Origin of the sequence: Bacteroides sp. L10-4, from assembly GCF_013373675.1 — a bacterium.
Classification (GTDB): domain Bacteria; phylum Bacteroidota; class Bacteroidia; order Bacteroidales; family Bacteroidaceae; genus Bacteroides; species Bacteroides muris.
On record NZ_JABXJH010000001.1, the window covers coordinates 99,869 to 117,328 of the forward strand.

The following is a 17,460-nucleotide window of genomic DNA, read 5'->3' on the forward strand; positions in this document are numbered from 1 at the left end:
GTCCCACTCTCCAAAAGAAAAGTGGGACATATAGCAGCATTACAATCAGCCTTATTTTGCCAGTTCTTCAATCACCTTCATAATCTGCTGGCCGATTTCCTCGGCAGCTTCCGGTGTGGCTGCTTCACTATAGACACGGATAATCGGTTCCGTATTACTCTTGCGCAGATGAACCCATTTGTCGGGGAAGTCAATCTTCACACCGTCTATATCATTGATTTCTTCATTCTTATACAGCTCCTTCACCTTAGCAAGAATAGCATCTACATCTGTTTCAGGAGTCAAGTCTACACGATTCTTTGCCATGAAGTATGCAGGATAGGATGCACGGAGTTCACTCACCTTCTTACCTTCGTGTGCCAGATGGCTCAAGAACAAGGCAATACCTACCAAGGCATCACGCCCATAGTGGCTGGCCGGATAGATTACCCCACCGTTTCCTTCACCACCGATAACGGCACATACCTCCTTCATCTTGGTAGTCACATTCACTTCACCTACGGCGGAAGCGTAATATTCCTGTCCATACTTGCGGGTTACATCGCGCAAGGCACGGGTCGAGCTCAAATTGGATACTGTATTGCCCGGAGTATGTTTCAATACGTAGTCGGCAACCGTAACCAGCGTATATTCTTCACCGTACATCTTGCCGTCTTCGCAAATCATTGCCAGGCGGTCTACGTCAGGGTCTACAACAAATGCAACGTCTGCCTTCCCCCCTTTCATCAGGTTCATAATGTCACCCAAGTTCTTTTCCAAAGGCTCGGGATTATGCTGGAAGTTACCGGTCGGTTCGCAATAGAGCTTCTCTACGTGCTGAACGCCAAGTTGTTCAAGTAGTTGCGGCAAAATAATACCACCTACAGAGTTTACACAATCAATGGCTACACGGAAGTTTGCCTTTCGGATAGCTTCCACATCTACGAGGTCAAGTGCCAATACGCTGTCGATGTGTTTCTGGTTGTAGCTTAAATCCTGACGGTACGAGCCAAGCTGGTCCACTTCGGCATAGTCGAATTCTTCGGCGGCGGCAATGCGGAGTACTTCCTGGCCTTCGGCAGCGTTCAGAAATTCGCCCTTTTCATTCAGCAGTTTCAACGCATTCCACTGCTTGGGATTGTGTGAGGCAGTCAGGATAATACCTCCACTGGCACCTTCCATGGTTACAGCCAGCTCAGTAGTCGGAGTAGAAGCCAAGTCAATGTCCACTACATCCCAGCCCATACCCATCAAGGTACCGACTACTACGTTCTTGACCATCTCACCGGAGATGCGGGCATCACGCCCTACTACAATTTTGTTACTTTTTACAGTACACGTCTTACGAATCAGGGTAGCATAAGCTGAAGTGAACTTCACAATGTCGAGCGGATTCAATCCCTCGCCGGCACCACCGCCAATTGTTCCGCGGATTCCAGAGATAGATTTGATTAGAGTCATAGGTTATAATGATTTTTAAATTTATAGGTTAGTTCCAAATTTGGAATTTAATGTCATAATAATAAGGATATACTTGTTGTATGGCAGTCTGATGCCCCATCTTGGATGGAACAATCAACCTCACATGTGCCCCATCACGTACGTAATTTAAAGCGACTAACCAACCGGCAGGCACAGCAGAAGATTGATAAGTCATCAGCATATATCCTTGTGTGAAAATTCCTGCAATGGATGAAGAAGTTACCGTATATCTGAATTCATCTACAATAGACGGAGAATTCAAATTGCTCAAGTAAGACTTGTTTCCATAAGCATCAGCTATCAGCCCTTGTTCCTCAAAGCGCACCAGAATCAAATCATTCGGTTTAACTGTATCTGCAGGATTCGTCGAACCTTTCTTCACAATCTGCATATACACCCCGCTTACCAGCTGCACATACTCATTCCTGCTTACATCCGTTGTCGAATCTTGCGCATAGAATTCACTTTGAGAAATAACGACAATACTACTGTCTTTGATAAACGCTTTGATGGCATCTTTTTCTTCCTCAAGCATTTCAGCATAAGTCTTAGAATTATCGCATGCCTGAAAGGCTAAACAAACTGCAAGTAAGGCAAAAAAGAATAAAGTAAGTTTCTTCATTTCTGTTAGTTAGTAATTTCGTACAAAATAGAATGCGGCAAAGATAACAATTCTTTTTTATCCGATGGCATTTTTTATGAATTCTTCTTATTGTTTAAAACCGTCCTACAAGCTGTCCTGCAAGATACGACTTGGCTCCGGATTCTATCTTCACTATTTCCGGAGTACGGATACCCGGTTTCAGTTCTCCATTTATATTGAAAAACACGTTACCATTTCCCACTAATGCGGCACCGGCACGGGCCGTCTGCGAAGAGCACACAACTTCTTTCCAGCAATCTTCTACCGTATTGTATACTAATATTTTGTCATTAAAACGATAAAATTCGGGCAACATAGTCATATAGGCTTTTGCCACAGATTTCAAGCTATCCACTGCCCGATTGTCCCCCTCGGCCAACGCCCGCTTCATCTTTTCTTCCCGTTTCAGGGCAGCTAGAAAAATATCTTTATTGACTCCGCCGGTACAGAGCACCAGACTGTCTCCACAGGCTATGCCGACACCACCGCCCAACGAAATTTCCACGGAATCTTTCCCCATAGGAACAGCCACCTGAGTCCATGTTCTTTCCCACGGATGATAAGAATAACCATCTAACGAAAGAGAGGCCGGACGTCCTTCGCCCGCACCGGCAAATCCACCCCATAAATACAAGCGATAATCCTTTCCCTTACGTTGCGCCACACACACCGACTGGGTACGGGGAGCACCCGGAAAGTCGGGCAGTCGCGTCCATTCCGCATCCGGGTTGTCCAAATCCAAACAATACAATGCATTGGAAGGTGCTCCATTGACATTTCCTCCTACAATAAAAAGATAATGTTCCAATACTGCCCCTCCCATATTGTCTATCGTACAAGGCAAGGAAGGCAAGGTATCGACCATAGCCGTTGTAGCGTCCTTATCCAAGGAAATGCGAAACACGGAAGACAACGCACCGTTCTGATTCGTTCCACCTGCACAAATCACTCCCTGAGGGGTAGAGACAGACACACCATATGCAGCCTCCACCGGTAATTCTCCCACCTTTTTCCAAACAAGCAGCGAATCGGCCGACCCATCTGCCACATAAATTCCTTGATAGAACCTTTTCTTTCCACCTGCCGAGGCCGGTATTTCCGGAAAATTACAACCTCCTGCCATCAGCAGCCAACCATTATAGGTACCAGCATAACAGGCTGAAACGCCTAATTCAATCCCCATCTCCCCTGCAGGAGCACCTTGCATCTGCCTAACTGTCCAAACAAGTTCCTCTTTTACTTCGGGGGCAATGCATCCTGCCAATACAAGGCATAATATCCAAAACTTCTTCATCAATTTCTTTTTTTTACAAATAATAAAAATCTTTCCACTCTGATTAGGAAACCGGAGCAGAAAGATTTTTCCAACAACAAGAATAGGCAGGTTTACTTAACCAGTTCCTTCAGCTTCACTGTCTGGAAGGTCATATGTGCCACACTACTCTCATATAAGATTCCTACGGTTTCCTTATCCACCATACTCAGACAAGAATACCCCCATCCATGACCTTCATCCAACAACACCTGATGTTCGGGCAACCATGTCTGTCCGCCGTCAAGACTCACCTTAATAGTAATGTTGTTACGATTCTGAGTCGAATTAGGATTCGAGAATATAAGAATATCTTTTTTCAAGACATTATCCTTGGCTTTCACACTAATCAAGCTGGCCATACACACAGGCTCCTTCAAGGCCGTACGAGATGATTCATGCTCTTTCCATGTTTCTCCCAGGTCAGTCGTCGTATATACGGCACGACTCCCCCCCCTATTGTCACGCATATTCAGCATCAATACCCCCGGTTCTACTTCAGCCACCTGTGCTTCAGTGGTATTGGTACGTGCATGGTTATGTATTTTCCAAGTCTTTCCACCGTCTTTGCTATACATGATACCTGCATTGGGAATACGGTCTGCACCGATATACTGAATAGGAAATACCAATGTACCGTCGCTCATGGTAATGCCACGTCCCGGACCTTGCAGCAAGAAGTACCAAGATGCATCTTTAACTTGCTCTGTCACATTAATGGGTTCAGACCAAGTCTTTCCGTCATCCGTACTTTTACTCATTACTAACTGTGCCGTGTGGTTCATATCCATTCCCGGATGCGAACTCCACCATGCACGTTGATTGCCCATGCCATGTGTCCAGGCAGCCACAATCCATATCGTATTGGTCTTGGTGTCTACCAGAATAGAGGGGTCTCCAACACCATTCTGTGCAGCAGGCAGTCCTCCTGTTTCACCAAAAGCCAAAGGCAGACGCATCTTTTCCCAAGTCTTTCCACCATCCGTACTGCGGCTGAGTCCTATATCTACATGCTCCTGCAAATCGACGCTGCTGTTATAACGCACATCATAGACACCCAGCAAAGTACCTTTATTAGTTGTCACCAGCCCCGGAATGCGAAATGCCGCCGAGTTGTCATCTCCAGCATGGCGCACTCCTACTCCCATACGGTGCTCGATACCATCAGGAGAAACCATCTTGATAGGAACCTCTTTCCCGTCCAATGTAACAGATGTCAGTTCGGCAGTCACTTTTGTATCCAACGGTGTACCAGGATTCATTTGCAAACTAACCCAGAAGAAATTCACGCCGGGGAAAAGTTTCTGACCGCTCTTCAACAACACTTCATTTTCCGGATTCTCCACTTGTGAATTCTTGATTGAATAAGAAGGATTGGCCGCCAATGTGCCTCCCGGTTTATGACTGGAGATATACTCTACAGGAGCAAAACGTTTCTTACCTCTGTCTTGCAACGCCTCCGTACCTCCATAATAAAGTTTCACTGCCTGAATATCCGAAAGCTTCACTTCCTTGCCGAAATTTAAAACCACATCGTCCAAAGTCTGATTTTCTCCGGCATTCAAGCGGATATAAAACAAAACATTATCTTGTCTTTCAATCAGAATCGGAATACGCGTTTCACGAACAAATATAGAATCGGTAGCATGAATCACCTGAGTGACAGCACCCCACAAAAAGAAAAGAAAAAACAAGTTCAATACTTTTTTCATGATATTAATAGTTTTAAATAATAAAATCCGTTGTCATAACTGCGGCAATATGGCCGGAAACAAATCATTGTCGGTATGTTCACGCAAAACAATATTCACCATTTGTTGCAGAATCTCAGGATGCTGCGCTGCAACATCAGTGTCTTCATAAATATCCTCCGCCAGATTATACAAATATTTTTTCCCTTTTTTATTATCAGCTTCCAGTTACCCATACTAATACCAATCTGATTGGTTTCATGAAATTCCCAATACAGAAATTCATGTTTTTGCTGACGGACATCATCTCCCAACAAAGTGGACGCTAAAGATATGCCATCAAAGCAATCCCCTTTTATCTTCTTATTCAAGTATTTTTTGGGAGACCTTCTCTCACCAATCAATTCACAGAAAGTAGGCATCACATCATAAAAAGCCAGCACTTACCGGACTACCGGCATAAGCTTGAGTAAAACTCATACCTTCTTGTGCCATTCGATTAAAATGGGGAGTCTGTATATATTTTGGCCATAACATCCTAAATCCCCATATCCCATGTCATCACACAAAATAAAAACAATATTAGGCTTCAACGATTTATCAGCCGATATACCCTCAACATAGCGGAAAGGAAAATAGCACCTATCAGCAAAAAACGGGATTGTTTCATAATATGTTGATTCTATCAAAGGGTCTCTAACAACCAATCCATAATTTAAGAAAATCATTAAGATTCGCGCTTGCAAATATAAGCAATATTTAAATTTACAACAATGTATTAATAAAAATATTTATTTAAAATCCCCGTATTAGACAAACTGTGATATTTATCTAAATACGGGGATAATAATACAGATTACTTACTTTCCAGCTTCAATACCGCTTTTTTCAGTCCTTTGGCAGTGGCCTCAAGCAAGATGCTTCCCGGTTTATCGGTAACAGCCACGATGGCAGTCATCATACCGTTGAATACTTTCATTTTCGGAGTTTGGAAACTTTCCAATGAAGCGGGATTTCCATTGGCACCTGCACGATAAAAACCGGCTCCTTTTACATTGAAGCGAATCTCATTCTCAGCAAGAGGACAAAGATTACCATCTTTATCTACCACTTTTACGGTGACAAATGACAAATCCTCACCATCTGCACTGAGAACTGTACGATCTGCAACCAGTTCAATGTGGTGGGGAGCGCCGGCTGTGTGCATTTCTCTCTCAGCGACCGCTTTTCCATCTTTATCGTAGGCAACAACTTTTACACAGCCCGGTTCATATCTGGTATCCATCCACATCAGACGATAGCGCTGCTGCCGCTTGAAGTTGGCTGTGGAAGTAGAATCTTTACTGTTTTCCACCGTCACAGACAAATCCTTACTGCGCTTACCTTGGCTCTTGCCATTGATAAAGAGCTCTGCCGACGGATAGTTGGTATAGACAAACACCGGAGTCACCTCTCCTTCACGACCTTCCCAATTCCAATGAGGAAGTATATGCAAGGTTTCCTCTTTGGGATTCCAATGGCTGCGATAGAGGTAGAAACGGTCTTTGGGTAACCCGGCAAGGTCTATGATGCCGAAAAGCGAGGAATGGCTGGGCCAGTCGGTATAATAAGGAGTGGGCTCGCCCAGATAATCGAATCCAGTCCATACAAATTCTCCTATGCACCAGTTATTATCCTCATGCCAAATCCAATCATCTTCCGGTAAGTTACTCCAACCGCAATGTTCAACATCGTAGGAAGAAGACTGGTGGTCGGAATATTTCTGCATGGAACGGCGTTCCACAGGAAACTTATACACTCCACGGGAACTAACCGTAGAAGCGGTTTCACTGCCCAAAACAATACATTGAGGAAGTTTTTTGTAATTCTCCGAATACTTATGCGGACGATAATTAAACCCGGCCACATCCATCGTTGCCGCCATATTATTGTTGACTACGGCATCCGGAGCATCCATACCTTGAGTGACAAGACGTGTGGGGTCTTCACGATGACAAATGTCCTGAAGCATACGCGAAAGTTTCGGACCACGGTTTCCGTTCCACTGGTCGGGAACCTCATTGCCGATACACCACATCATGACACTGGGATTATTACGATAGTGGTGAACCAGATTTACCAAGTCCTTCTCCACCCATTCATCAAATATCTTATGATACCCGTTCTGCACTTTGGCACCTTTCCATTCATCGAAAGACTCTGCCATCACCATCATACCCATCTCGTCACAGGCACGAATCAATTCGGGGGCAGGCATGTTATGGGAAGTACGGATGGCGTTGCAACCCATATCCTTCAATATACGAATCTGACGACGAATACCCGCTTCGTTGGCTATTCCTCCCAGAGGTCCTAAGTCATGGTGGTTACATACCCCTTTGAATTTCGTCACCTTTCCGTTCAGGAAGAAGCCTTTATCAGGAATAAGTTCTATCGTACGGATACCAAAACGGGTCGCATACTCATCTTTCAGAACCTCACCCTCATAAATCTTGGTCTCAGCCGTGTAGAGTACAGGAGCGTCGGGCGACCATAAAGAAGGATTGTAGACCACAAAATTCTGGTTGAAGAAAGTACCGTCCAGTTTATCACCCGGTCTGTCGTCCGAAGAGAGCATTTTGCCTTCCGCATTTTTAATTTGGGTTACAATGCGGTAATCAGACACATTTTTACCGACAGGCATCGTCAATTCTGTCTTCACATTGATTCTGGCAAATCCTTCTTCCACTACCGGAGTAGTAACTACAGTGCCCCATACCGGAATATGCGCCTCTTCATTGATGACAAGATGCACATTGCGGTACAATCCCGCTCCCGGATACCAACGGGAAGACTCCGGTTCGTTCTCCAAACGCACGGCAAGCGTGTTCACTTCATTCTCTTTCAAATAAGGTGTAACATCCATAAAGAAAGAATTATAACCGTAAGGCCAATATCCGGCCTTTTGTCCATTTACATAAACATGCGCATGACTCATGGCACCGTCAAACACCAGAGTCGCCTTTTTGCCTTTTGCAAAAGCAGGAGCCTCAAAATTCAAGCGATACCATCCCACCCCTACAAAAGGTAATCCTCCTGTACGTCCGGCATGTTCCATCGCTTCTTTCTGACCATCCTGGGCAATAGCTACATTTTGCTTGTCATTGTTGATGCTGAAAGGACCATAAATAGCCCAATCGTGCGGCACCGTCACAGACTGCCATTTGATATCATTGTAAGTGCGACTACTGAAATCCTTGCTGTCTTCACGAGTGAACTTCCATCCTTTCTTGAAAGTCTGCACAGTACGTACTTGTGCCTGAAGCAGCAGAGGAACAGCCAACATAAAAATAGCTGCAAGTTTAAAAATTCGGTTCATATCATTTTCATTTATTGTTTTCATTCATTTTATTGTTTTCGCTCATTTCAAACACCAACTCCCCAGCATGCACCAATTCATCGTGAGTGATACGGAAACCATTGTGTTTTACTCCATCCAACTTCACCTCCTTAATGTAATCCGAATTGGAAGACTTGCGAATCACCAGTTTGTCCTCCTTATAATAATGTGAATCCAAACGGAGAGTTACTTTATCGAAAGCCGGTGTCGTAAGGGTATAGTCCGGAGTACCGGGACAATCCGGATAGAAACCTATCATGCTAAAAATAGCCCATGCAGACATCGTACCTGTATCATCATTACCCGGGATACCATTTGGCTTATCCGTAAAATAGCGTGCCAACAATTCTTTTACTAGTTTTTGAGTACGCCATTCTTCTCCAGGGAAATAGCTGAAAAGATAAGGATAAGCAATGTCCGGTTCATTAGCAGGATCATACAGTCCTTCATCAAACACTTTCTGAAGTTTGTCCACGAAGTTTTTCCTGCCCCCCATCAGTTTGGCAAGCCCCAACACATCATGAGGCACATAAAATGTATAGTTCCAGGAATTTCCTTCGTGAAAACCCGGACTGGGTGCGAAATTTGCTCCTTCCATGGGATCGAAAGGCGAATAGAACTTTCCATCCGGCAGGATGGGACGAAGCGTACCGAACTCGCGACAATAATAATGCTTATAACCCATAGAGCGTTTGTAAAAAAGCTCCGCATCCTCCTTTTTACCTAATGCCTTTGCTAAACGAGAAAGAGCATAGTCTGCAATATAGTATTCCAACGCATGCGAAACCGAATTGTCATACTGCTCACGCAAAGGAACATAACCCAGTGAATAATAATCATCAGCATCCGGACGCATCAGATTCTCTTTACCGGGTAAAGTAGCCGACTTGTACATCGCCTCATACGCTGTTGCGACATCAAAATCGCGCAAGCCTTTCATCCAAGTATCCACAATTACGGGAATGGAAGGATCGCCTTCCATCGTAAGCGTTTCACGACCATAAAGTTCCCATTTTGGCAACCAACCATGTTCACGATACATATCTATCATGGTACGTACCATATCAAGCTGACGATCGGGGAAGAGCAAAGTCATCAATTGATGAACGTTCCGATAAGTATCCCATAAAGAGAATACGGTATAGCGGTTTCCTCTCACCGTGCGGATTTCGTCACCTTCCATGACCGGATACTGCCCGTTGACGTCTTGCAAAGTATTCGGATGAATCAGAAAATGATACAACGCGGTATAGAACACACGACGTTGCTCCTCCGTTCCACCCTCTACCAGCACCCGGCTGAGGTCATCGTTCCAAGCTTGACGTGCGGCAGTGTGCAGTTCTTCGAAACTTTTTCCCGACTGTTCTGCCTCCAAGTTCTGCCGTGCATTGTCAATGCTCACAAAAGAGACTCCCATACTTACTTCTACCTGTTCGTTACTCTCAGCGTCGAAAGTAAACCATACACCAATGTCATCCCCGCTCATTTCTTTGGTATAATGCGGATAAAGTTTACGAGTCCCCGATGTATTGTCCCATTGAGCCTCCACACCCATCTTACGCATCTGCTTCCAATAGCCCTTCGTTTTTGGAGTTTTATTTATCTTCATTACGAAATAGACCGGAAATACTGCATTGGGATTATAACAGAAAGTTCCCAGTAACTTGCTTCCCTCAATTTCCGTATCACTCACAAAACGGACGGTAGCACCACTTTCATTGGTCAGTCCCTCGCCCAAATTCAGCAAAACATTTCCTTGTCCGGCCGGGAAGGTGAAACGGGTACGACCTGTACGGGAAGTAGCAGTAACCTCAGTCTTTATACCATATTTGGTCAAGTAGTTGGTATAGTAACCGGGAGTAGCCTGTTCGTCTCTATAAGAACTGCCATATTGCAGATAATCCACATTCAACTCACCCGCAGTAGGCATCAACAGCAACGAACCCAACTCGGGGCATCCTACACCACTGAGGTTGACATGCGCATAGCCGGTAAAATAGGTATTCTTATACTCGTATGGGGTAGACCACCAACGACTGTCTTTGTCAATGTTACCGTTCACAGCTCCCATCACATTGAAAGGAACTACCGACATCATTCCTTGCGGACACACTGCGCCCGGGTTAGTAGTGCCATAATTGGTAGTACCCACAAAAGGATTCACATAATCCACCGGTTGTCTGACACCACCATCCACCACTATCTCGTCTGTAAATATCCACCCGCCAATCTTCTTGTCGGAACGTGCCTGATAGCGGATATAACGAGCTCGTGCCTCTCCTTTCCAGCCGTAATTTTTGAAACAAACGACCGAATCTTTAGACACAATGTTCTTCAGATGCGTCAGTTCCGTAAAATTCACGTTATCAAGCGAAACAGAAATAATAACCTCAGCAGGAAGGAAAATCTCCGGCCCTACCACCTGCATAAAATCTGCACAGACTGACCTGATTTCATCTTCTTCTTCCAAATCAATAGTCACGTCCAGCCGATTGTGCGAAATAAAACCCTGCCATGCACCATCTACGTTAGTCCATCCACCACGAATACCGTCAGTCAACGTTTTTTCTCCCTGCGCTTTATAATACTCACTGTAAGGTGCATTATACTTCACCGGTTTGCCAAACGCCAGATGCCGAATCGGATGGAGAGATTCCGGACGGTTGCCAATCTCATCTTTCAGTTGGAAAGGATGATAACCAGCAGCTTCCAATCGTTCTACCTCGCGCAAGGCACTACGATGAAAATCCGGATACGATTTACGTTCCGGCATACTCCAAGCAACTTCGGAAAGTGCCAGAATACGGGGATATATCATACTCTCATAATGTTCATCAGTAGGTATATACTCCGCCCACAAATTGGCCTGCACACCATATAGAAGTTTAACATCTTCCTGAGTAAACGAAGCGGGAACAGGATTATACGAATAGACCTTAGACAATGGCAGATAACCGCCTATTGCCTCTGGTTGCGAGTAAGGCGCGTCCTGATAACTGTCAAAATAGCAATATGCCCCCGGAGTCATCACAGCACGATGACCGGATTTTACGGCTTTTAGCCCTCCTTCTTCACCACGCCAAGACATTACGGTGGCATTGGGTGCCAAACCGCCTTCCATAATTTCATCCCACCCCAACAGTTTGCGGCCATGCTTGTTCAGAAATACCTCCATACGGTGAATGAGGTAACTTTGTAATTCATTCAGATTCTTTAATCCCTCATTCTTCATACGCTGTTGGCACTTAGGACAACTTTTCCAAGCCTGTTTGCCAGCTTCGTCACCGCCCACGTGGATATACTCGGAGGGGAAGAGTGCCATCACCTCTGTCAGCACATCTTGCAGAAAAGCAAATGTCTGTTCGTTGCCGACACAAAAATCCGCACTGGCATAAGGCTCTCCCTGACATGAAAGTTCGGGATAAGCCACCAAAGCTTCTTCCGAATGAGCCGGCATTTCAATTTCAGGTATAATGGTGATATGACGTTCTGCTGCATAACGCACCAGTTCACGAATATCCTCCTGGGTATAATAACCGCCATAAGCTTCAGGATCTGTTCCTTCGCAATATTTACGCCCATCGGGAGCATTCCACCACTTCTTCCAGATACTTTCAGGACGCCATGCGGCCAGTTCCGTAAGCCGGGGATATTTCTTGATTTCGATTCTCCACCCGGCGGCATCCGTCAGATGCAGATGCAAGCGATTGATTTTATAATATGCCAAAGCATCTATCTGCTTCATCAAGAACTCCTTGCTACGAAAATGCCGTGAGACATCAATCATCAAGCCACGATAGTCAAAACGGGGCGCATCTTCTATCCGGACGGCAGCCACTTGCCAAAGGTTCTCTCCGGCAGGTTCAGCCAACTGAAGCAAGGTCTGCAAGCCATAAAACAGTCCGGTATCCGTAGCTGAAGAGATAGTAATTCCCCCAATGTTCACATCCAGCACATACCCCTCTTCAGAAGAGACGCCTGACACCGGGCGTTTTTGGAGGAAAATCGTATTTCCTTCGGCGCGGTTCGCCACATATACTTTTCTGTTCAAAAAAGAAGGCTGGGAAGAGAGATAGGCTATCAGCCGTTCTCTCTCCTCTCCTTTCAGATTGGTATAAAATTTGGTGTCTTTGGTGATACAGAACATGCCGTTCTGTTGCTCCACTTGCCGCGGCACAGGAATGACTCTTTGCGCCGACAAACTTCCACAAAAAAGAAGAGCAGTCAACAGAAAGACACTAATTGTTGTTTTTGTAAAATACATATCAAACATGTTTAGCAAATTATACTATTCCGTCCCCCACTTTGTCGGTTGATTGGTCATCACCACTTGCAGGGTACCTCCCTCCATCAGTTGCTGATGGGTAAAATAAGGTTTCGACAACACCGTTCTGTTCAAAACGGCACTCTCAATATACTTGTTTTCCGCTGAGTTGTTTTGAACTACAATTTTAAACTCCTTACCCTGAGGCAAGCGGATTGTAATCGCATCAAACAAAGGACGACCGATGGAATATTCCGGATTACCAGGACAGAGTTGATAAAAACCCATGGCATTTAGCACATACCAAGCAGACATTTGTCCGCAATCTTCATTGCCGGAAAGTCCATTGGGATTGTTGAAATACTGGCTATGAAGCACACTATCCACCAAAGCTTGAGTTTTCCAAGGCTGCCCTACCTTATTATATAGATGCAGAATGTGATGGCTCGGCTCATTTCCATGAGCATACTGCCCTATCAATCCAGATATATCGGCAGAAGTCTGGTCACCTTCCAAAGTCGAGTCGGCAGTGAACAAGGAATCCAATTTGGCGATAAAGCCCTCACGCCCCCCCATTAGTTCTACCAGTCCTTCTACATCTTGCGGCACAAACCATGTCCATTGCCAAGCTGTACCTTCACAATAGTCATCTTCGCGATGATTACTGGAACGGGGATTGAACGGAGTACGCCATTTTCCCTCCAAATCTTTTCCGCGCATGAAGCGCACCCCCGAATCGAAATAATGACGATAGGAACGACCGAATTCTGCATAACGATGCTGTGTAGCCGTATCGCCCAAGGCCTCTGCCAACTGACTGATGCACCAGTCGTTGTACGCATATTCCAATCCTTTCGCCACCGATTCATTCTCTTTGTCGCAAGGCACATACCCCAATGTATTCTTATAGTATTTAGAAATAGGCATCAAAGCAGCATGTTTCAGGTAATCGGTGGTGGCGATGGGTGCCAACGTATCGTACTCGGCACTACGTAAACAAGCTTCCAAAGCCAATCGAGCATCAAAGCCACGGTCGCCTTTCATATACGCATCTACAATAACCGGCACTGCATGGTAACCAATCATCGTACCGGTATAGTTACCTGCCAGTTCCCACATCGGCAAGATACCTCCATCCTGATACTGTTTCAACAAAGCATTGATGAAACGGGTATTTTGCTCCGGCTCAATGATAGTGAGCAACGGATGCAGGGCACGGAATGTATCCCACAGGGAGAAAATGGTGTACATAGGCTTATCTGGCTCAGCAGTATGTATCTCACGATCCAAACCACGATACCGTCCGTCGATGTCGGTAAACAGACTTGGAGAAATACCTGTATGATAAAGTGCCGTATAGAACACGGTCTTCTGGTCAACATTCCCCCCCTCAATATCTATCTTACCCAAATACTCGTTCCAGTCACGACGGGCATCAGCCTTCACTCGCTCAAAGTCCCATCCCGGAATCTCTGCCAAGTTTTTCTTTGCTCCTTCCCCATCTACCGAAGAAAGTGCCACCTTCACCAGCACCTGTTCATCCTTGTCTGTGGCGAAATGGAGCAATGCCTTCTTCACCGGCAAAACACGCTTTCCGTCCGGCTGAAGAATAGAATCGGTCAGAATATCGCACGTGAAAGGCTTCGAGAATACCGCTTCAAAATAAACATCGTGTCTCCATGCCCAACTGTTAGTATTCTTATACCCCCGCAACGTAGAATCATTCACCAATTCCAGAGAGAGAGCACGGTTGTACTGCCCTTGCAGGGAATAATCCAGGTCTAGAATAAAACCCGCCTCACTGCTTTCAGGAAAAGTATAGCGATGCAATGCTACCCTCGAAGTGGAAGTCAGTTCCGCTTTCACCCCGTATGTCTCCAAGAACACTGAATAGTAACCGGGAGCAGCCACCTCACTTTGATGACAAAACCGGGAAGCATAAGGTAATGTTTGGGCAGGAGAACCGCCCGTTGCGGCAAAAGAAACATCTGAAGAGACCACCTCTTCAGAAAGGACAGTTTGCTGCTTGCCTACAGTGGGCATCAATAGAATCTCACCATAATCGCCACACCCTGTTCCACTGAGATGAAGATGTGAAAAGCCATTGATTACAGTATCCGTATCATAATAGCCCGAACAAGCATCCCAACCGTAAATACGGGTATCAGGTCCCGGTTGTATCATTCCATTGGGAACAACAGCACCGGGGAACGTGTGTCCATGTCCTCCGGTGCCTATAAACGGATTGACGTAATCCGCATAATCCTTCTGTACGGCATTTGTGCCACAACTTGTAAGGAGTGCCCCGAAAGCCACTCCCCACAAGTATTTATCCACTAATTTCATCTTTCTGTTATCATTATTTCTTTTACTCGATTACAATCTCGTCAACAAACAAGAAACCGAAATTACCCTTTCCACCATGCCAAGCAGGAATAGAGCGTTCTGAAAGTCCCAAAACGTGTACATAACGGGTTTTTACGGGCGCAAAAGTCTGTTTATGCTCATACAATCCGTTACGATCTGTCTCCTTCATCTCCGGATACTCTTCGGAAAAGATTTTCGTAAAATTCTCCCCATCATCAGATACTTCAATAGTAATGCCACGCACATCAAACACCCAATCACCCTTCTCTACACAAGTAGAGAAAGCCACACTGGATATTTCAGTAGGCTGCTGCAAGTCGATAGTCACATCCATATCATTGCGGTAGAAAGCAATCCAACGACCGGTCTTATAGTTACCATTACCTTTCAATCCGTCAGTTAAAGTAGATACGCCTTTAAACTCGTATTGTTTGTTCACCGGCTGGTTAGCCACGATGGATTTGCAAGTAGATTTGCTGAAAACCACTTTCTCTGAAAAGATGCGACTATTGCCCGAAGGGCGTACAGCTACTGCCTGGAGTATACAGTTTTCTTTGATGGAAAGCACACTATCGGCCACCGGAGAAGCGGAAGTGGGCTCCGTCCCGTCCAATGTATAATGAATGGGAGCATCATCAATCGTCTTCATACGTACCTCTACGACACCGGTCTCCGCATTAGCCTGGAAATCGGCAGTTACGTCGAACACATGCTTGGCATAGTTGTAACCCTCGGTCTGATACAGACTGATGAGTTGCGGCAAACGAGTCAGGAAGTTCTGGTAATCCTTCTTGTCAGCCTGGCTCCACTGTATTTCGCAGAGAGCTGCCCAGCGAGGCAATGCCATGTATTGCAACTGCGAGAATGTAGGAATGTATTCAGTCCAATGATTGGCTTGAACACCTACAATATATTTCTGTTCTTCCTGAGTGAGCGAACGGGGCATCGGCTCATAGCTGTAAACGCGTTCCAACGGCAGGTAACCACCAATGGCCATAGGCTCGTTCTCTGTATCCTTAGTCTGATAATAATCAAAGTAGAGATAAGTGTTCGGAGTCATAATCACATCATGATGTTGCTTGGCAGCTTCGATACCTCCACCTTCGCCACGCCAAGACATCACGGTGGCATTCGGCGCCAGACCACCTTCCAATGTTTCGTCCCAACCTATCATCTGGCGACCATGCGCATTCAGAAACTTTTCACCATGATTAATGATAAAGCTTTGCAGATACTCTTCCTTGCTATGCTTATCATCAGACTTGATGCCCAGAGCTTTGATACGCGCCTGGCACTTGGAACAAGATTTCCATTTCACCTTCGGGCATTCATCACCACCGATGTGTATATATTCCGAGGGAAATATATCTATTATTTCTGCCAAAACATCGTCAATGAAAGTCAGCACACTGTCATTTCCTGCGCAAAGCACGTTATCAGACACTCCCCAGATAGTCCACACGTCATACGGACCACCCATACATCCCAGTTGCGGATAGGCAGCCAATGCAGCCTGCATGTGTCCTGGAAGGTCTATCTCAGGAACTACCGTAATATAACGTTCGGCAGCGTATGCCACAATTTCCCTTGCCTCCTCCTGCGTATAGAATCCTCCATAAGGCTTGCCGTCATATTCACCTGAATTATGGCCAATAACGGTTTCCTTTCGCTGAGAACCGATTTCAGTAAGCAACGGATATTTTTTAATCTCAATACGCCAGCCTTGGTCATCAGTGATGTGCCAATGCAAACGATTCATGTTGTGCAATGCCATCATATCAATGAAACTTTTCACCTCCTCCACTGTAAAGAAGTGACGGCTTACGTCAAAGTGAGCACCACGATAATCGAAACGGGGAGCATCACTAATTTCCACATAAGACAGCACAGGAGTACTGTTTTCCAATACGGGGATAGACTTACGCAACGTCTGAATACCGTAGAAGACACCCGCCTCGCTTGCACCCGAAATCACAACTCCTTCCGCATTTACTTTCAACTGATAAGCTTCCGGTTTTTCAACATCCGAAACCACCTGAAGCAAGATATTCCCCTTACCTTCAGTACCAGTTTCAATCTGATACACCTTACCAGTAGCCTTTTTCAGATAGCCAGCCAAATACTGAGCATTGCGCTGCATAGCCTCATTTCCTTCCGGATAAATAATTTTAACATTGTTATTCAATGCAAACTCACCATTGGCAGCCATCACTATTTCCTGAGGGATAGGAATCACTTGGTAATTCGCTGCTGTTTTCTCACCGGAACATGAACACAACCATCCGGTCATGGCAATCGCCGTTGCCATCTTCAATAGGTTTTTCATCTTGATATTTTTAAAAA

At 45.3% G+C, this 17,460-nt stretch carries 9 protein-coding genes and 1 pseudogene; all 10 read right to left on the reverse strand.

The window, feature by feature from the left end; genetic code table 11:
- Positions 1-51: 51 nt before the first annotated feature.
- Positions 52-1,440, reverse strand: a complete 1,389-nt coding sequence (gene glmM, locus HU824_RS00450; RefSeq protein ID WP_176467722.1) for a phosphoglucosamine mutase — start codon at positions 1,438-1,440, stop codon at positions 52-54.
- A gap of 28 nt (positions 1,441-1,468) precedes the next feature.
- Positions 1,469-2,083 carry a DUF4827 domain-containing protein gene (locus tag HU824_RS00455; RefSeq protein ID WP_136009047.1) on the reverse strand — a complete coding sequence of 205 codons (615 nt, stop codon included), beginning with the start codon at positions 2,081-2,083 and terminating at the stop codon, positions 1,469-1,471.
- A 94-nt stretch (positions 2,084-2,177) separates the two neighbouring features.
- The gene (locus HU824_RS00460) at positions 2,178-3,398 is read right to left on the reverse strand and encodes a cyclically-permuted mutarotase family protein (RefSeq protein ID WP_176467723.1); all 1,221 of its coding nucleotides are present in this window, start codon (positions 3,396-3,398) and stop codon (positions 2,178-2,180) included.
- 92 nt (positions 3,399-3,490) lie between these two features.
- The gene (locus HU824_RS00465; protein WP_136009049.1) at positions 3,491-5,128 is read right to left on the reverse strand and encodes a sialidase family protein; all 1,638 of its coding nucleotides are present in this window, start codon (positions 5,126-5,128) and stop codon (positions 3,491-3,493) included.
- Positions 5,129-5,161: 33 nt separating this feature from the next.
- Positions 5,162-5,302 carry a hypothetical protein gene (locus HU824_RS19985; protein ID WP_176467724.1) on the reverse strand — a complete coding sequence of 47 codons (141 nt, stop codon included), beginning with the start codon at positions 5,300-5,302 and terminating at the stop codon, positions 5,162-5,164.
- A gap of 661 nt (positions 5,303-5,963) precedes the next feature.
- Complete coding sequence (locus HU824_RS00475; RefSeq protein ID WP_176467725.1) at positions 5,964-8,465, reverse strand: DUF4982 domain-containing protein; 2,502 nt, start codon at positions 8,463-8,465, stop codon at positions 5,964-5,966.
- Positions 8,466-8,472: 7 nt separating this feature from the next.
- The gene (locus HU824_RS19595) at positions 8,473-10,716 is read right to left on the reverse strand and encodes a GH92 family glycosyl hydrolase (protein WP_176467767.1); all 2,244 of its coding nucleotides are present in this window, start codon (positions 10,714-10,716) and stop codon (positions 8,473-8,475) included.
- A gap of 555 nt (positions 10,717-11,271) precedes the next feature.
- Positions 11,272-12,759: pseudogene (locus HU824_RS19600) on the reverse strand (beta-N-acetylhexosaminidase); the annotation flags it as partial.
- 15 nt (positions 12,760-12,774) lie between these two features.
- Entirely contained in the window at positions 12,775-15,096 is a 2,322-nt protein-coding gene (locus HU824_RS00490) for a GH92 family glycosyl hydrolase (RefSeq protein ID WP_176467726.1), read from the reverse strand.
- 22 nt (positions 15,097-15,118) lie between these two features.
- Complete coding sequence (locus HU824_RS00495) at positions 15,119-17,443, reverse strand: glycoside hydrolase family 20 protein (RefSeq protein WP_176467727.1); 2,325 nt, start codon at positions 17,441-17,443, stop codon at positions 15,119-15,121.
- Positions 17,444-17,460: the final 17 nt, after the last annotated feature.